This window comes from Streptococcus sp. HMSC077F03 (genome assembly GCF_001812375.1).
In the GTDB taxonomy this organism is placed as follows: Bacteria; Bacillota; Bacilli; order Lactobacillales; family Streptococcaceae; genus Streptococcus; species Streptococcus oralis_S.
On the sequence record NZ_KV808753.1, the window covers coordinates 1 to 17,699 of the forward strand.

12 protein-coding genes and 3 pseudogenes are annotated in these 17,699 nt (G+C 41.8%); 1 reads left to right on the plus strand and 14 read right to left on the minus strand.

Annotation, left to right across the window (positions count from 1 at the left end; all coding sequences use genetic code 11):
• The 4 genes from HMPREF2853_RS00925 to rpmB (HMPREF2853_RS00940) form a co-directional block, all read right to left on the minus strand.
• The coding region (locus tag HMPREF2853_RS00925; protein WP_049500831.1) for a YSIRK-type signal peptide-containing protein at positions 1–4,073 on the minus strand (4,073 nt) is incomplete at its 3' end.
• A gap of 176 nt (positions 4,074–4,249) precedes the next feature.
• Positions 4,250–5,917: a DAK2 domain-containing protein gene (locus HMPREF2853_RS00930; RefSeq protein ID WP_000036688.1), complete on the minus strand. Its 1,668-nt coding sequence runs from the start codon at positions 5,915–5,917 to the stop codon at positions 4,250–4,252.
• 2 nt (positions 5,918–5,919) lie between these two features.
• Positions 5,920–6,285 carry an Asp23/Gls24 family envelope stress response protein gene (locus HMPREF2853_RS00935; RefSeq protein WP_000216434.1) on the minus strand — a complete coding sequence of 122 codons (366 nt, stop codon included), beginning with the start codon at positions 6,283–6,285 and terminating at the stop codon, positions 5,920–5,922.
• A gap of 152 nt (positions 6,286–6,437) precedes the next feature.
• Complete coding sequence (gene rpmB / locus HMPREF2853_RS00940; RefSeq protein ID WP_001140948.1) at positions 6,438–6,626, minus strand: 50S ribosomal protein L28; 189 nt, start codon at positions 6,624–6,626, stop codon at positions 6,438–6,440.
• Between the two features lie 365 nt (positions 6,627–6,991).
• Here rpmB (HMPREF2853_RS00940) and HMPREF2853_RS09610 point away from each other — a divergent pair.
• A pseudogene (locus tag HMPREF2853_RS09610) lies at positions 6,992–7,214 on the plus strand (transposase family protein); the annotation flags it as partial.
• On the opposite strand, the pseudogene HMPREF2853_RS10155 reads toward HMPREF2853_RS09610, so the two are convergent.
• The 10 genes and pseudogenes from HMPREF2853_RS10155 to HMPREF2853_RS00990 form a co-directional block, all read right to left on the minus strand.
• Positions 7,201–7,466: pseudogene (locus HMPREF2853_RS10155) on the minus strand (hypothetical protein); the annotation flags it as partial. The pseudogenes HMPREF2853_RS09610 and HMPREF2853_RS10155 sit on opposite strands and share 14 nt — an antisense overlap.
• Positions 7,467–7,528: 62 nt before the next feature.
• The gene (locus HMPREF2853_RS00950) at positions 7,529–11,230 is read right to left on the minus strand and encodes an SspB-related isopeptide-forming adhesin (RefSeq protein ID WP_063641739.1); all 3,702 of its coding nucleotides are present in this window, start codon (positions 11,228–11,230) and stop codon (positions 7,529–7,531) included.
• A gap of 19 nt (positions 11,231–11,249) precedes the next feature.
• Positions 11,250–11,573: pseudogene (locus tag HMPREF2853_RS00955) on the minus strand (LPXTG cell wall anchor domain-containing protein); the annotation flags it as partial.
• Positions 11,574–11,762 (minus strand): 50S ribosomal protein L28, encoded by a 189-nt coding sequence (gene rpmB / locus HMPREF2853_RS00960; protein ID WP_001140948.1) that lies wholly within the window; start codon positions 11,760–11,762, stop codon positions 11,574–11,576. It abuts the pseudogene before it with no gap.
• A gap of 104 nt (positions 11,763–11,866) precedes the next feature.
• Positions 11,867–12,541 carry a LiaF transmembrane domain-containing protein gene (locus tag HMPREF2853_RS00965; protein ID WP_000725729.1) on the minus strand — a complete coding sequence of 225 codons (675 nt, stop codon included), beginning with the start codon at positions 12,539–12,541 and terminating at the stop codon, positions 11,867–11,869.
• A 5-nt stretch (positions 12,542–12,546) separates the two neighbouring features.
• On the minus strand, positions 12,547–12,993 hold the full coding sequence (locus tag HMPREF2853_RS00970; RefSeq protein WP_000776591.1) for a LytTR family DNA-binding domain-containing protein: 447 nt from the start codon (positions 12,991–12,993) through the stop codon (positions 12,547–12,549).
• Between the two features lie 113 nt (positions 12,994–13,106).
• The gene (locus tag HMPREF2853_RS00975) at positions 13,107–13,610 is read right to left on the minus strand and encodes a phosphatase PAP2 family protein (protein ID WP_000800956.1); all 504 of its coding nucleotides are present in this window, start codon (positions 13,608–13,610) and stop codon (positions 13,107–13,109) included.
• A 96-nt stretch (positions 13,611–13,706) separates the two neighbouring features.
• On the minus strand, positions 13,707–15,467 hold the full coding sequence (locus HMPREF2853_RS00980) for an ABC transporter ATP-binding protein (RefSeq protein ID WP_070534611.1): 1,761 nt from the start codon (positions 15,465–15,467) through the stop codon (positions 13,707–13,709).
• Positions 15,457–17,226: an ABC transporter ATP-binding protein gene (locus tag HMPREF2853_RS00985; protein ID WP_000731797.1), complete on the minus strand. Its 1,770-nt coding sequence runs from the start codon at positions 17,224–17,226 to the stop codon at positions 15,457–15,459. Before HMPREF2853_RS00985 ends, HMPREF2853_RS00980 begins: the two co-directional genes overlap by 11 nt.
• Positions 17,210–17,671: a MarR family winged helix-turn-helix transcriptional regulator gene (locus tag HMPREF2853_RS00990; RefSeq protein WP_000360527.1), complete on the minus strand. Its 462-nt coding sequence runs from the start codon at positions 17,669–17,671 to the stop codon at positions 17,210–17,212. Before HMPREF2853_RS00990 ends, HMPREF2853_RS00985 begins: the two co-directional genes overlap by 17 nt.
• Between the last annotated feature and the right edge of the window lie 28 nt (positions 17,672–17,699).

A 17,699-nucleotide genomic window follows, 5' to 3' on the forward strand; every position in this document is an offset into this window, starting at 1 on the left:
TGACCTTGAAGTCCTTCTGTCTTATCACCTGTACCAGTTGGCGTTACTTTCTCAACAACTGGGGTATAGGTCGTTACAGCCGACTCTCCATTTTTATCCACCACTCCAACTCGAACTGGAGTTGCCGGACCATAGAAGGTTTTCAGTGGAGTAAAGACAATTGTTTTATTTACAAGATCTAAATCGTACGTCCCTTGGTTGGCAATGGTTAGCGAAGTTACCTTTTGTCCATTCTCATCATAAAGAAAGACACTACTTTGGACTAGTTCGACGGATTTCTTTGCTCCATTAATGGTTGTTGTCCCTTTTGTAAAGTGAACCGCACTCTCGCTTGCTCTATCCTCATCAAATTGAATCGTTGCTGCCTGCTTCTGCCCTTGAAAGCCTTTAGATTTCGCTACACTTGCTGAAGGTACAACTGGAAGCGGAACATAATACACCAACCTATCCCAAGAGAATTCTTTTTCCAACTCTTCATCGCTCGGATTTATCGCACTAATCCAATATTGATCAAGAGCCTCATCTCCCGACAATGTATTTGCGTCAATATCTTCACCTGGGTAATAGCCAGGAATTTCAGGCGAAATCACTTGAGACCAAGTTTGGTCTACAGACCAGGCTGAGTAAGTCACACCTGCTGTCGCATCATTTGGGTGGATTTTTGCCAAAACCTGATCGATTCTCTTCGTTCGAGTAAACGAATGGGATTCTACATGTCTGGGAGGAAGAAGCGATAAATCAGGATTTTTTGCTTTTCTGTAATACTCATAATTAATTTCACGAGTTCCACGAACAGTTTCGGTTAGTTCTGTAATCTTGTGTCTAAACTGAAACTTGAATTGTTTTGGACTAGCCGAGTCACCAAAGGTATGATCTATAAAATCGTTACTGATCAGTTCATATCCTGCATCTTCCAATTTCTTAATTCGACGAGCAGGATCATAAGAAATTGGTCCATTAGATTTTCCTACAACTGTGTCTACCTGGCCTAGTTGCACTTCCTTAGACGGATCATTTACATCCACAAAGGTAAAACTTGCAGATGACAGTTTGGTAGACATTTGGATTGAAACATTATTGGACTCAGTGTACTTGGAACTGCCATTTGCCAGAGCCGAAGAAAGATAAGCCGTAGCACCTGGGGCAGTATCTTGCCCGATAACTGCTCCATCGATAGGAAATTGAACCCTACTTCCAGCAGCAACCGGAGCAGTCGAATGCCAACGAACTGCACGAATCTCTGACCAATCCGACACTTGATCTGCTGTGAGCCATTGTGAAGCATTAATTTCTGCAGCAGTACCCGCGATACGACTATATTGAACCTCCCAGCCTGAAGGTGGTGTTAAAGCTTTTGTCAAACTCACTGTAAATTCAGAACCACGATTTCTGGATTCTAGCTGTTTATCGCCTTTCATCGGCAGGGATGATAAAACATAGACATCTGAAACCGCCTGTTTCGCTGCGTTTTTATAGGTCACTCTGAAATCAATCTCATCACCAGGATAGTGCTCTTGGGTATTATAGGCAAAGTGTTGATCTGTAGCTCTCTTCACTTCAGAGTAGACACCACTCGCTTCAGAAGCCTGTACGATCACATCGAAGTCATAAGAAACCGAATTTTTCGAGGTAACTGTAATGCCGTCGAGCTCCCCTAAGTCGTAACCATTCTGAGCTTGAACGTCAGGAAGTTCCTCGTCCCAAAAAGCAATCGCTTTATAGGTGTAGGTCCCATTTGGAATCGTCTTGTTTTCTAACTTCAAAAGTGTTGCAGGCATAGGGGAGTCTGGAGTCCCCTTTACTTGGGCATAGTAGAGAGTTTTCCCAGTATCTTTGTAATTATAATAGACCTTAAAATTAGGATTTCCACTAAAGTTTAATTGTGGATCAGCCAAATAAGCCAGATGGTAAACTCCCGTCAAGTTTGCGAAGTTCTGAGTAGGAGTTTCTTTACCCGCAGTCCTTGTGATAAAATCTTCCTTAAAACCAGAAGCATCTGTGTGTCGATTGAAGACATCTGTCCGACGGCGTCCAATCATCGAAATTTGCTGGCTAACGCGTGTTAATTCGGCTGAGGCCGTTTGAGATAAGGAAACAGTGTTACGAGTATTCTTAAAAGTGGAATCCGTTCTAGAATCCAACTTACTAATCGTCGAGTCTTTATAGAGACTTTCCCAATTATTAAAACGTGTTTTGGTTTGGAAAACAAACATTGATGTATCATTTGTTGAGGACTTCCTCATCTTGATGTTTTTAAACTTGTACTCCAGTTCCTTCACATCTTGCTCTTCCGTCAGTCGTAGACTACGAGTGCTACTGTTAAAAGTGCCTAATAACTCACCTGTAGCTTTATTGTATACTTCTACAGATGCATCCGGTGAAGAGAAAAATTCATTCCAATAACGATCCTCAATCGCATTGACTTCTCGATAAGACTCTCGTGAATCCTGTATTTTATGGGTGACCGTGTAGTCATTGATAGGATAATCTTTTTCAACCTCAGCAACTGATGAAAGTCGAACATAAGAACGGTATTCTGTTTCACCATAAGAACGAATCATCTCCGAGTCAGACTGATTATAGTGTCTAAATTCAAAGAGAGAAGACTCTGGCTGATCTGTTTTTTGAACAAAGAGAGTATAGGGAAGAACGGCCGTATTTTGATAGCTAGTCCCATCTGCTTTCGTATAGATACCCGTCACGGTTAGGTTTTGCGCTTTTCTATTGATATCTGCTACTTTGGCATTCTTTAACTTGAAAGAAATTGGAATGAGCTTATTTTTATTGTTATTAATATCTTGAAGCGGATTGTTAGCTCTGTTAATCGTCAGATGGTAACCCGTCGCATCGGCAGTCCATCCTAGAGCTTTAGCTTCATCTGTCAATTCATAACCTTCTTTTAACTCTATATTATAGGTATAAGATGTGACAGGATCAATGATATTCCCCCCGACATCACTAATCCCCATACCATTGATCATACGACCATCAAAGACACCATTTCCATAGTTGAAGTAATCATTTCTTGCCGTATTATTCTTAGGATCTTTCGCACCGTTAAATAGATAGTAGGACACGACCGATGAATCATCGTCGACAATACCATCGTTATTTCGATCGTAGCCAATGACCTGATTGCCAGACATTGGAGTCAGACCCCCTACACCGTTTTCTAAGACTTTCCACGTGTGTTCAATGCTTCCAAGTTCTTTGAGGACATTGTCATTTTTGTCATAGAGCTTAGCAGTTGCGGTCACTTTATGGTCCGGCCCAATTGCTTGGACAGCACCTCCCCAGTTATGCGTCAGAGGATCTATCTGAAAAGTATAGACGAAGTTATAGTTTGCTCCACCTCTCAGATTTGCAGGTTCTATCTTTAAATCAAGGTCTCCATTTATTTTTTCTTGGCTGAACTTTACACCACCGACTGGAGAAGGGGTCAATTTAATAGCCTTCCCATTTTGGAAATGAATTTTGATATACCCACCAGAATAGTCTGCTTCGTGTCCAGTAATACTAAAAGTCATGGACTCACGAACACTATCTACCGCATGGATATCCTTGATTGGCGAATGAGTTTTAAATTCTGCATTGACTTCATCTAGCGATCTCTTGCGCCTAGAAGAAGTTTTCCCGCTAGAGCCACTTTCTTCCTTGCTTTTCTGCTCAGTTTGAGTTGATTCTAGAGATTGCTTTTTCTCCTCATCTAAAGAAGGCTGACTCGCTTCCTTCGTATTGTCAACTTGAGAAACTGGTTGGCTCTGAGAGACTGGTGCAGATACTTCTGTTTTGGACGGTTCAGCTTTATCCTCCAGCTCCTTAACCGCTTCGTTCTGTGTTACCACTTTTTGAGGCTCAGAAATGACTTCCTGCCCATTCTCAGCACTTTTTTCCTTCTGTTGAATTTCCGCCTGCGTTTGTTGTTCCTTATTGTTGACTTGAGCTTCATCCGCTTGCACTGGAGAAGTAGCCATGACCATAAAGGTTCCTAGCAATACCGAACAGGTCCCAACACTTAACTTTCTAATTGAAAAGCGGGAAAAAGATTGATTAAAAATTTTTTTCTTCATCATTTCTCCTTTATATTCATACTTAATCTAATATAATAGCTTTATCATTATAACTTATAGTAAATCGAATTTCCAATAGAATGTTCATTTCTACATAAATTTCTTTATAACTCCGTTTGCATAGAAAAAGGAAGCTGAAAAACCAGCCTCCTTCTGTTGTTTTCATTCAATTTTTACCATTATTCCACACTGAAAAGATATGGATATACGGGTTGTTGACCTTGGTGAATCTCTACTTCAACATCTTCAAATTCTTCTGCGATTTCTTGGGCAATTTCATTGGCAAGTTCTTCGCTTCCGTCTTCACCGACATAGAAGGTTACGATTTCACTATCTTCGTCCAACATATGTTTCAAAGTTTCTGTCAAGGTTTGGTGCATGTCAGGATTTGACACGAGGATTTTCCCATCGACCATACCCAGATTATCATTTTCATGAATTGCTAATCCATCGATAGTTGTATCACGAACGGCTGTTGTTACACTACCGCTGATGACATCACCAAGGGCCGCAGTCATGCGCTCTTTGTTTTCTTCGATTGATTTGCTTGGATCAAAGGCAAGAAGGCTGGTCAACCCTTGAGGAATTGTACGTGCTTCTACCACAACAGCAGGTTGTTCAAGCACTTCAGCCGCAGACTGAGCTGCCATAAAGATATTTTTGTTGTTTGGCAAGAAGATAATGTTGCGAGCATTGACCTGTTCAACAGCCTTGATAAAGTCTTCTGTTGAAGGGTTCATTGTCTGACCACCTTCGATAACATAATCCACACCTTGGGCACGGAAGATATCTGCTAAACCTTGACCAGCTACTACTGCGATAAGGGCATACTCTTTTGTTTCAGCAGGCTTGTTGCCTTGAGTTGCTTCTTTTTCAACTTGCGCTTCGTGTTGGTTACGCATGTTGTCCACTTTTACCTTGATCAAGCTACCATATTTGAGACCTTCTTGCATGACAAGACCTGGATCTTCTGTATGGACGTGAACTTTGACAATCTCATCATCGTTGACAACAAGCAGTGAGTCGCCTAAGTCATTCAAGTAGTTACGGAATTCATCGTAGTCAAAGTCCTTAGAATAAGTTGGACCTTGTTTGAGGGCTACCATGATCTCCGTACAGTAACCGAAGGTAATATCCTCAGTTGCCACATGACCTGCTACAGACTTGTGGTGCTCTGCATTAATCATTTCACTCATGTTGGCAGGAGTAGCTACAAAGTCTTCAGAAGCACTGTATTCACCAGTAAGAGCTGAAAGGAATCCTTCGTAGATGAAGACCAAACCTTGACCACCTGAGTCTACCACACCAACTTCCTTAAGGACTGGAAGCATTTCTGGTGTCTTAGCCAAAGCTGCTTTTGCGCCTTCCAAGGCTGCACGCATGACCTCAACAGCATCATCTGTTTGCTCCGCTTTTTTCTTGGCACCAATAGCCGCTCCACGAGAAACAGTCAAAATGGTCCCTTCAACTGGTTTCATAACCGCTTTATAAGCTACTTCGACACCGGATTGGAAGGCAAGAGCCAAGTCTTGACCTGTTAATTCATCTTTTTCCTTGATAGCCTGAGAGAAGCCACGGAAGAGCTGAGAAGTGATAACCCCTGAGTTCCCACGCGCACCCATCAAAAGACCTTTAGCAAGAATGCTCGCTACTTCTCCAACTGTAGAAGCAGGCTTATCTGCTACTTCTTTGGCACCATTTTCAATGGTCATTCCCATGTTTGTCCCAGTATCTCCATCTGGAACTGGAAAGACGTTCAATGAATTGACATATTCTGCTTGCTTATTCAAACGAGTTGATGCAGCTTGCACCATCTCTTGGAATAAACTGGTAGTAATTTTTGACACGATTATTCTCCTACAACTTTGATATTTTGAATGTAGACATTCACAGTCTGAGCAGTAATTCCTAGTTGATTTTCTAAACTAAAACGAACACGCTCTTGAATGTTTTTTGACACTTCGCTTATCTTTACTCCGTAGCTCAATACAGTATAAACATCAACTGCAATGCTACCATCTTCGGCTGCTTTTATAACAACACCCTTAGAATAATTTTCCTTACCAAGAAGGGCTTGGAAATTGTCTTTGAGGGCATTTTTACTAGCCATACCGACCACTCCAAAAATCTCAGTTGCGGCACCACCTACTACGGTTGCAATCACTTCATCTGTCAGTTCGATTTGACCATCTTTTGTATTAATTTTTACAGTCATTTTTTTTACCTCAACTAGTTGATACTCTATTTTATCATATTTCAGCCCAAGTGTAAAAGCAGAATGCTGTATCTGCGGATATTTACTCTATTTTTCAAATGGTTTTATCCTTAGAGCAAAAGAAAAAGACCAGTTAGGTCTTTTCATTTTTATTAAACGCGTTCAACTTTACCTGATTTCAAAGCACGAGCTGAAGCCCAAACTTTTTTAGGTTTACCATCGATAAGAACAGTAACTTTTTGAAGGTTTGGTTTTACGGCACGTTTTGTTTGGTTCATCGCGTGTGAACGGTTGTTTCCTGATACAGTCTTACGACCTGTAAAGTAACATACTTTAGCCATTGTGTTTTCCTCCTATTAGATCTAATATAGCGGATGTGCTAGCACCACATACCGTACTATGTTATCACACTTTCTCTATTTTGGCAAGGAAATTCGAAGACTTTTTAGTGTCTAAATTTTTGGGACTAGTCAAATATCCTTATAACTCCATAAGAAAGCGAGATTTTTCAGACAAAAAACTGGAAAAAGTTTCGGCTCTGTAATTTCTGTAGTGGGTAAAACCACTGTAGGAATGATGGAGCCTATTTGTTGTAGAAAAAAGTCCCATAAGATCTATAATGAAAAGCGACCAAACCATCATTAAAAAGACTTATATGGAACCATTCAATTTTATCACAAACACACTGGGGATCAAAGACTAGAACATTACTATTTTGGATGTTCTAGATGCTGGAACTCATAAAGAAATCATCGCTAAGCTGGATTATCCTGCTCCTAAATACCCTCACTTCCAAGGACAAATGACTAAATATGACTTCCGGAAAGAATCAAAAATTCCCTATTTAGAGTGTGCGGGTTACAAGACTCTCATTCGATTGAGAAAGCGCCGTTTCCGCTGTAAAATCTGTAAAAAAATGTCTGTCGCAATCAAGCCCTTAATCAGATTAAAGATAAAGAGGAGAAACATGAGTGGAGTCGTAACCATCAAAACGGCAGCTTTCGCAATCACACTCGGTAGGGTTTCCATTCCTGACCAGACAGCTTTTCCTAGCCAACGTAGGCCTTGTTTCCACTTCTTCTCTTCTTCAGACCTGGTAACTTCTGATTTTTTTGAGTTGGAGTGTAGTATCTATAACCACTTCTAGTCACATATGCATCCATTTTCGTGTCCTTTATCATCTCTCTTCCCCCTCTTTTTATGGCTTCATTATACCATGGATGAGGGGGAATTACTAGATGTTCTATTTTTTATGCTTACGAAAACCTGCAAGACCCAACAATCCCAAAATCATTCCCACAACTGGAAGCATGCTTGCTGCTGTTCCTGTATTTGGAAGTGATGGCTGCGGTTGTGGCTTGCCTGGTTCTTTAGGCTCTGGTTTTGGAGGTTCTGGCGTTGTTGTTGTCACTTTCGCTGTCATCTCTTGTAAATTGACTGTATTGATAAAGGTATTTTCAACCTTCCCAGCCGAGATACGTTCTACCTCGATGTAGAAGTCTGCATCAAAGGTTCCTTTAACGCCTAGAGAGTTTAGGAAGTCTTGATTGATAACATACGACCATTTGCCTGCTTTTTCGTCCCATTTGACGGCCACAATCTTCTTGAGGAAGTCAGGATTTGTATCCTGGTTCACTTCAAATAAGAAGGCATAAGCTGTACCTTTGACAATCTTGTCACCAGCTTTGACTACTTTACCATCCTTCAGGATGACATCATAAGGCAAGATAAGGTCTTTCTCAGCTGTGTACTCTGTACCCTTGAAAATGCCTTGCCACTTACCTGTATATCGATCATGAACCACATCTAACTGGTCACTACCGTCATATTGGAAGAGGCTATCATGTTTAGCTGGAACAGTTACGCCATCAAGTAGATAGCGGATGTATTGGCCAATCTGTACCTCTTGACCGTCCAAGACTTTCTTATTATTCTTTTGATCCAGGGCATGTTTCTCTGGCTTCACATCAGGAACTGAGACAGTCACAAGGTTTGATTGATAGCCATTCCCAAAGTCAATCTGTTTAAAGTCATTCTCGACTTTGTCCCCTGCTTTAACCAAGAGTTTGGCTGGAAGATCAACAGTAACATTCTTATTTGGTTTCACGTAGTTCTGATAGAAACTCTTAGAATCCTTGGCTACCCAGAGATAGAACTCACCTTTAGGTTGCAAGTTCAATTCCTTCAAAATTTTATTGATTGCATCAGTACGTCCTGCATCTGAAAGTACATGATACATGTCAAATAGGTTTTTCACGTCTTTACCAGCAGCAGTCATCTTGATCTTGCTGTGGTCAACTGTGAAGGCTTTGTCTTGAACATCATCTAAGATTGCAAACTCCTTACCAAGTGCGCTCGCTGAAGCAAGAGTTTTGGCATAAGAACTGTAGTCTGTCATCAAGCGGAAGGTCACGTTACGATCAAATGTTTTAGCACCATTGATATCCTTTCCAGAATGATCTAACACAGATTTGACTGGTTTTGGAGGTCTTGGAGTGTAGTTCGTAACAGTATTTGAGAAAACTTCATAGTTATTCACTAACACTTTATAAGTGTTGTCATAGAAGCCCTTGTCATAGATTGGTTTCCAGGTAATCACAGGAGCTTCTAAGCGCTTCCCTTCGTAGGTTGCAGTAAAGGTATAAGTATTCTTTCCTGCATCATAGGCAACGCTCCATCCCGCTTTCTCTGCAGTTGCTTTCGTCACAGCTACATCAGGAACTGCTCCAGCTTCGAGTGGATCAATGATAGTAATCTTGTCACCTTTTTTAAGGTTCGCATAGATATTGTCATGATTCAATGTGTAGAGCTGCGTATCGTTTTTAGCAACTGTTTGGCCATCTGTATTCGTTTTATCTGTGTCAGATACAGACTTGCGGACAGTAGGTTTATACTGCAATTTGTAACCGTGATAGCTTGCGGATAACTTCTGATTTTTAGTTTCAGATAGAGTTTTAAGCGCCAAGGTTGGTTTGGCTGGATTTTTCGCATTGACCAATTCAGCTGATACAGGTTCAGTCTTAACTGGCTTCACGGTTGTTTTAGTAATGGTTGCAGTAGCTGGAACTCCAACAACCGGCGCTAAAGCCTTCGTATTCAAAGCAAACCAGAAAGTTTGGCCACCTGAATTATCTGGTCCATCCCATTGGATAAATTCGGATGTGAAGGCTGTCCCTTCCTTAAAGACACCAAGTGCAGCTCCCTTGTATTGGTAAGGTGAGTCAGATTTATCCCAAAGATGCCCCACATCTTGTTGGTCGTTGTAGCCTTCAGCGCGAACATAACCATTATTCTTGTTATAGCTTACAGTTGAGCCGTTAATTTCAACATGAGTTCCGTTAATGGCTTTCGCACCTTCCCAACCAATACGATTGTGATTGAGTGAAGAATAGGTCAGGGTTGCAGGAGTCTTTTCACTTGCTTTGAAAGCTACTTCTTTCCCATCCACGTTGTAGTAGTAGGTATCCGTAACCAAGAAATTCATGTAGTCTGCTGGTACACCGGTTCCATCGTTACGAGCTACTACGAATCCTTCTGTTGGGTCATTCAAGACATAGACATCATTCAATCCTGTCTTCCCTTGATTAAGAATCTCGAATTTTCGATGGATACGAGAAATATCATGCTTTTTACCATCTGCAGTTGAAACAGTCAAACCTTTCAGATTAGTGTAGTCAACTTCTGTTTTCCATCCAGTGCCAACATCCTCGTATTTCAAGACTTTAGTCGAGTCAAGAATACGAGCATAGCCTGAGGTTCCTTTTGATGAGAGAATGTAACCTTTAGTAGTTACCTGCGCTCCTGGAGCAGAGGACTCCACTGTTGCTTCAGGATTTGCTGTCGCAACACTAATGGCTTGCAAGACTACTTCTTTTATGTAGCCTTCCGTGCTTGTCTTAGCTCGAAGCTCATCGTACTTCTTCTGCCATTCCGCTTGGGTCTGCTTAGCTTTGTCATAAGCTGCTTGGTTTTGTTCCCCAATTTGCTTCGCTTCATCAGCTGAAGAAACTTCCTGTGTTTTAGAGGTTAAAAGTACACCAGAGTTTTTCAAATCTGTTGATTTACGATCAGCATCTTGATTAACTTGATCACTAGCATTCTTCTTCTCTGCATAGGCAGCCATGATGGCTTTGTTAAGCTCCACTTTGCTTTTTGCAGTTGCAATAGCTTTGTCATTTTGTTTCTTCAATTCTTCTACTTCTGCGATTGAAGAAACGGTACGTGTCACAACCTTAACCGTTACATCCTTTTTCTCCAAATCTATTGCAGCAGCTTCTACTGCTTGATTTAATTCAGTAGCTTGTTTGACAGTAGCTTCGTACTTCCCTTTTTCTTCCAGGTAGGTTGAGACAGCTTGCTGATTTCCTGCTAAGACTTTCTTAGCTGTTTGAGTAGCTTTGTTGTTTTGAGTCGCTGTCCCATCTGTGGCAGTCGAACCATCATTCGTCACTGTAACAGTTGTTGATTGTTCGTGCTTGCCTTTTTCAGTGGCCACAAAGCTATTATTAGCTTGAATGGCTTCCTGCGCTTCCTTAAAGGCTTCATTGTTTTGAACTTGTTTTTCAGTCGTTTCTTCAAGTGCCTTTATTTGCTTAGTCTGGTCTTGTTTAATCTCAGCCTTAGACTGTTCAAGACTTGATGAGGTAGTATTTGTACCCTTATCAATGCTTGATGTCTCAGATACAACTACTCCAGCTTGTTTAGCCTTGTCAGCAGCCTTTGTGACTGCACTATTATCAATCGCTACGGACTGGCTTCCTGTTGTTTTACCAGCTTGTGTAGCGTACATGTTATTGTCGTTTTCAATTTCAGGCTGAACTGCTTCATCCGCCAATACAGAACCTGCAGAGAAGGCTACAATACCTGCAACTGCAATTCCTGATACCAGGCCTTTAGCCCATTTTTTCTTACGGAAATATCCGTGTCCTTGTGTTTTTTCTGTCATATATCTCTCCTTTTCTTAATTAAAATAGTTTTTTCTTGTAAAAGTAACCTACTGCTGTCAACAACATGCCACCAATTACAGCTGGGAAACTTTGTTCTGTTCCTGTGTTTGGCAAAGTTACCATTTTACCATCCGCAGTTGAAACACTGATTATCTTGTCTTCATTTGTAACAGCTCCAAGTGCTTCAGGAGCAACTACAGAACCATCTGAAAGGATAAGATGCCCATTTTGAGTGCTAACAATAGAATCACCTGTGCTAGTTTGAACAGGTGATTTCGTAATATCATGCACTGCCTGACCTATTGATGTAGATGCTGTTCCAATTTGTGACTTCCCTTTTTGTTAAACGCGTTCAACTTTACCTGATTTCAAGGCACGAGCTGAAGCCCAAACTTTTTTAGGTTTACCATCGATAAGAACAGTAACTTTTTGAAGGTTTGGTTTTACGGCACGTTTTGTTTGGTTCATCGCGTGTGAACGGTTGTTTCCTGATACAGTCTTACGACCTGTAAAGTAACATACTTTAGCCATTGTGTTTTCCTCCTATTAGATCTAATATAGCGGATGTGCTAGCACCACATGCAGCACTATGTTAGCACACTTTCTCTATTTTAGCAAGGAAATTCGATGATTTTTTATTTAACGTAAACAACTCCAAGTTTACCAAAAGCGACTTCCCCGCGGATAATCAAGGTTTTGCTGGTTGGTGCTAGAGGAGCATCTGCCTTAGCTGCACCAAAGGAGGTTTCTACTTTCAAATCGACACGCCAGTGTTGTGGAACATAGACAGTTGCATTCCCGAAGGCCACTTCAATATTTAAAGTTGCAAAATCACCTAGCATCTCTGCATTATCATAGTAGATTTTAGCATCCCCAAAAGCGACTTCCACTTGGTCATCTACGAGATCTTGATCTTGCTTATAGAAGGTCCCGCTACCAAAAGCGACTTCCTTATCCGTGACGACTGTTTTTTTCCCATTGTACCACCATTTTTTTTCATTCCAGAACTTACTTGAATGCGTCAGATAACCAACACCTAGCACTGCTAAGATACTAGCCCAAAACAAAGACTGGTTTGGAATAGGAAAAATGTTATAAAAATGATTCGCAATCATTAAGGCTACTAGAGCGGTAAAAACTGCTGATGTTAGATGACGACGAAGCAAAGCTTCAACTGATTGGTAAGCAAAAAAGGCGATACCAATCAAAGGCCATATCTTACCATCCAAAGAAGGAATGCCAAAATTCCCCTGCAGCAAGATCCAAGCTGCTAAAACCAATAAAACAATACCAAATGCTTTCTTTTTCATGTCTGTTACCTCATGTTTCTTAGATTTTCTTTTAGGAGGGATTGGTAATGCCGTGAGACATGAACCTCCTTGTGCGTCTGATAAAAGGAAATGGTGCCCGTTCCTGAAAAGGACTTGTCCACTGAGTAAATCTGACGGATATTTGCGATTGTTGACTTGGAAACTCGACTAAAATAGCGAGGCAGGATGGACTCCAACTCATAAAGTTTGAGACGAACTTCATAGGCTTCCTTCTGGTTATGAGCATAAATCTTGCTCCCTTCTGTTTCAAAGAAGAGAATTTCTGACAGGTCTAAATAATATTCACCTGTCCCCTTGTAAAAAGTCAACCTCGGAGCCTTTGACTCTTGCAAGAGCCGTTGCAAATCTGCAATTTCATCTGTCAAAGTGGGGGTCTTGATGACAATTTCAGTCTCCTCTAAATTGCCATCAATCTCAATTCGTAACTTCATCACATCTCCTTTCTGACTCTACTATATCAAAGCTAAGTTAGGAATACAAGGGCAAAAAAGCAAGTGGTCAGTTTGAAGCAGTAAGTGGTTGTAAGACTAGCTTGACTTACATATCAGAATAGGAAGAAAAGGAATCCCCACACCAGACCACAAGCATAGCCAACCAAGACATCCTTGGGATAATGAACACCCCCTAAAACCCTCACCAACCCCAGCAAAGCTGAAAAGAGCAAGCACGCTAAGCCAACAGGTAGACTAGCATGTAAGCAAGCCATGGAGATGATAGTTGCTGAAAAGACATGGCGACTGGGCATCGACCGTCCCGAACTATCCTTATCAAGAAGGGGACAGATATCCCAAGTTTCATAAGGTCGCGGGTGATTGATTTTCTTACGAAAAAGAGACAAAATCACAAAACCTGATGCAGGAATAAGCACATAAACCCCAACTTGCTGACCAAGTCCTAGTTGCAGGTAAGTGGTGACTAGCAAAATCAGATAGATCAAGGGCATGGCGGCTGTCATCAAGCGATTAAAACTGCGTAACAGAAATAAAAGGGTGGGATGGCTAGTTAGTTTGGAGCTAAGGTTGCTATACCATTCTTGATAATTTTTCATTAAATTTCTCATTCATTACCTTGTTTTCGTCTACAGGTGAGACGTTTGTCTTCTAGTATAGTGCAGAAAAAGAAGGCCGTCAAGCCTTCTTTTGGTTTATTCTTCTGCGTCATCTTCTGTAAACTGACTATTATACAAATCAGCGTAGAAGCCAGCTTGGGCCATCAGTTCATTATGATTGCCTTGTTCGATGATATTGCCATCTTTCATGACCAAGATCAAGTCTGCATTTCGAATGGTTGACAAGCGGTGGGCAATAACAAAGGAAGTTCTCCCTTCCATCAAACGGTCCATGGCTTTTTGGATCAATTCCTCTGTCCGTGTATCGACTGAGGATGTCGCCTCATCCAAAATCAAGAGTGGCGAGTCCTTGAGCAAGGCACGAGCGATGGTCAAGAGCTGTTTCTGTCCAACAGACAAGGTCACAGTGTCATCCAAAATAGTATCGTAGCCATCTGGCAAGGTCATGATAAAGTGGTGGATTCCCACAGCCTTGCTGGCTTCCATCATTCGTTCATCACTGATGTCTGTCTGATTATAGATCAGGTTCTCTCGAATCGTTCCTTCAAAGAGCCAAGTGTCCTGCAAGACCATTGAAAAGGCATCATGTACTTCTGAGCGTTTCATGTCCTTAGTATCCACGCCATCGATGCGGATACTTCCCTTATCTATCTCATAGAACTTCATCAAAAGATTGACAATAGTTGTCTTCCCAGCCCCAGTCGGTCCAACGATTGCGACCTTCTGACCTGCATGAGCTGTCGCAGAAAAGTCATGGATAATGGTGCGCTCTGGTGTATAGCCAAAGGACACATGATCAAAGACTACTTCCCCTTTCATATGGGCCAATTGTCTTTCCTTATGAGATTCATCCTGCATCTCAGCTTCAGCTAGAAATTCTAATACACGAGTCATGGCTGCACTCGCTTGTTGTAAGCTCGTAATCCCTTGGGCAATCTGTGACAGAGGTTGGGAGAAGGTCCGTACGTAAACCATAAAGGCTACGATAATCCCTATAGTGATATGCCCTTCTAACGCCAGCGCGGCACCAACGATGATGACTAAGACATAACTAAAGTTCCCAACAAAGAACATGGCTGGCATCATGATACCAGAGATAAACTGAGATTTCCAGATACTATCATGCAAGTCTTGGTTTAAACCTGCAAATCTCGCTTTGGAGGTGTCCACTGCGTTGTAGCTGGTCACAACATTATGACCTGAGTACATTTCTTCTACGTAACCATTGACGGCCGCTAGATTATTTTGTTGAGCTTTAAAATAACCCTGTGACTTGGCCATGATTACGGAAACCGCCGCAAAACCAACAAGGGTTGATACAACGGTTACCAATGCCAAAATCCAGTTCATCCCAAACATGGTCACCAAGACAGCAATCAACAAGAAACTAGCTGAAAGAACTGTCCCTAGACTTTGGTTGAGAGATTGCGCTGCTGTATCCACATCATTGGTCACGCGCGAAAGGGTATCTCCTTGTGAATGACGGTCAAAATAGCCAAGTGGCAAACGATTGATTTTTTCAGCGATTGCTGTCCGCAAGCGTTTTGAAAAATGCTGAATGCTCGTTGAAAAGATATAGGCCTGTGTATAATTAAGGATAGTTCCAAATACATACAGAACAACCAAAAATCCAGCAATGTTTGACACAGCTACCAAGTCGATTTCTGCAGCCAAACCATCTGAAATCAAATTTGTAATTTCCTTAATCTTAGTTGGACCATAAACGGTAATGATACTTGAAATGACTGCAGCCACAACTGCTATTAGGAGAGGGAGTTGGAGGCCTGCCATATAAGGTTTGCACTGTTTCCAGACTGAAACTTTTTTATTTTCCATGTTCCAATTCCTCCTTCGATAGTTGTGAGTAGGCAATTTCTTGATAGACTCCGTTGGTTGCAAGAAGTTCCTTGTGGGTGCCTTGTCCCACGACTTTTCCTTGATCCAATACTACGATCAGGTCAGCATCCATAATGGTAGAAATCCGCTGCGCTACGATGAGCTTGGTCATGGATTTTGTTTTCTCTGCTAGTTCTTGGCGTAGGATACGATCTGTCTTGTAGTCCAAGGCTGAGAAAGAGTCATCAAAGATGAGAATCTCTGGTTTACGAGCCAAGGCACGCGCAATGGCCAGACGCTGTCTTTGTCCTCCTGAGAAGTTGGTTCCACCTTGGGCTACTTCTGATGCAAGACCTGCTTCCTTATTCTCGATAAAGTTTTTAGACTGGGCCAATTCAAGAGCTTGCCACATAGCAGCCTCGCTTAGAGGAGTTTCTTTGCTCTTACCAAAGTCCAAGTTCCCCTTGACATCTCCTGAGAAGAGGACTGCTTTTTGAGGGATATAGCCGACCTTATTGCGCAAATCTTCCAAATCGTAATCTTGCACATTAACTCCGTCCACTAGGATTTGTCCATCTGAAACGTCGTAAAAACGTGGCAAGAGGTTGACAAGCGTAGACTTACCTGATCCAGTCGATCCGATGAAGGCCACGGTTTGACCCGCTTCTGCTTTGAAAGTGACATGTTCCACGACTGCTTCTGAGTTTTTAGAGTAGCGGAAAGTCACATCACGGAATTCCACTTGTCCTTGAACTGAAGGATCCGCTGTCTGTGCATGACTAGGATTTTCAATAGAAGAATGCAGATCCAATACTTGATTGATACGTCCTGCCGAAACCAAGGTACGAGGAAGGACGAAAAAGAGAGCACTCATGAGCAAGAAGCCCATCACGACCTGCATAGCATAAGACATGAAGACCACCATATCACTAAAGAGTGGTAGACGGTCTGTCAAACTTGCATCGTTGATGATATAGGCACCAATCCAGTAAATGGCTAGACTCAAGCCACTAGAAATCGCCATCATAATGGGATTCATAATGGCCATCAATCGATTGACAAAGAGATTGAGACGTGTTACCTCATCGTTAGCTGCTTCAAATTTCTTATCTTGGTAATCCTCGGCATTGTATGCGCGAACAACTCGAATCCCAGTCAAACTTTCACGAGTGATGCTATTGAGTTTATCTGTCAATTTTTGGATGACCGATTGTTTTGGAAAGGCCAGAGTCAGGAGAACAGTTGTCATCAAAACATTGACGATAACAGCGATTACTACTGCCCAGAGCCAGTATTCCGATTTTCCAAGAATTTTCCCAATGGCCCAAATAGCCATAATTGGCCCACGAGTAACCACTTGCAAGCCCATGGTAAAGAGCATCTGTACCTGGGTAATATCATTGGTCGTCCGAGTCAAGAGACTTGGGATTGAAAAGCGCTTGATCTCTGTCTGCGAAAAATCTAAAACACGATGAAATACGTCTCTACGTAGATGGGTTGTATAGGATGCTGCAACGCGAGCGGCAAAGAAACCAACCATAACAGATGAAAAGAAAGCCAATAAAGACAAACCAATCATCTTCGCAGCTGGTGACCAGAGTTCACCCAACTGCGTTCCAGACGTTCCCAGTAATTCTGTAATTTGCGAAATATAAGTCGGCACCTCTAACTCGAGATAGACCGAGAAACAAGTGAAAAGAATCGCAAGGACAATCATCCCCCACTCTTTTCCTGTAATACGTTTAGCGAGTTTCTTCATTCTCTCCTCCTATCTTCTCAACATTTTCTTGCAACTGACCGAGGACCTTTTCAAAGATTGCCAAGTCTGACTTTGAAACACCCTCTAGCAGACTCTGATTGATCCGATCAAAAAAGGCCTTAACTTCTTGCATCTGCGAACGCGATTTATCCGTCAAGCGAACAAACTTTGCCCGCTTATCACTCGGGCTGGCCTCTAGTTCAACCAAACCATTTTGTACCATGCGCTTGACTAGATTACTCGCAACAGATTTAGTAATATTGAGTTCCTGCTCGATATCCTTAATTAAGACCAGATTTTCAGACTGTTCTTGGCAATCTAAAAAACGCAGAACCTGCCCCTGCGGTCCACCCATAAATTCAAGGCCACATCGCTTGGCTTCTTTCTGTATCATCAGATGAGCCTGGTATCCAAAACGTTTAAACATCAACATCGGCTTGTCCATGATTGCTCCTTTCTCACGATTAAATATA

What these genes read in the sequence shown, in the direction of transcription:
- HMPREF2853_RS00950 (WP_063641739.1), bottom strand. Translation starts at nt 11,230, where the DNA reads ATGACAGAAAAAACACAAGGACACGGATATTTCCGTAAGAAAAAATGG.
- rpmB (WP_001140948.1), bottom strand. Translation starts at nt 11,762, where the DNA reads ATGGCTAAAGTATGTTACTTTACAGGTCGTAAGACTGTATCAGGAAAC.
- HMPREF2853_RS00990 (WP_000360527.1), bottom strand. Translation starts at nt 17,671, where the DNA reads ATGGACAAGCCGATGTTGATGTTTAAACGTTTTGGATACCAGGCTCAT.
- rpmB (WP_001140948.1), bottom strand. Translation starts at nt 6,626, where the DNA reads ATGGCTAAAGTATGTTACTTTACAGGTCGTAAGACTGTATCAGGAAAC.
- HMPREF2853_RS00935 (WP_000216434.1), bottom strand. Translation starts at nt 6,285, where the DNA reads ATGACTGTAAAAATTAATACAAAAGATGGTCAAATCGAACTGACAGAT.
- HMPREF2853_RS00980 (WP_070534611.1), bottom strand. Translation starts at nt 15,467, where the DNA reads ATGGAAAATAAAAAAGTTTCAGTCTGGAAACAGTGCAAACCTTATATG.
- HMPREF2853_RS00970 (WP_000776591.1), bottom strand. Translation starts at nt 12,993, where the DNA reads ATGAAGTTACGAATTGAGATTGATGGCAATTTAGAGGAGACTGAAATT.
- HMPREF2853_RS00985 (WP_000731797.1), bottom strand. Translation starts at nt 17,226, where the DNA reads ATGAAGAAACTCGCTAAACGTATTACAGGAAAAGAGTGGGGGATGATT.
- HMPREF2853_RS00975 (WP_000800956.1), bottom strand. Translation starts at nt 13,610, where the DNA reads ATGAAAAATTATCAAGAATGGTATAGCAACCTTAGCTCCAAACTAACT.
- HMPREF2853_RS00965 (WP_000725729.1), bottom strand. Translation starts at nt 12,541, where the DNA reads ATGAAAAAGAAAGCATTTGGTATTGTTTTATTGGTTTTAGCAGCTTGG.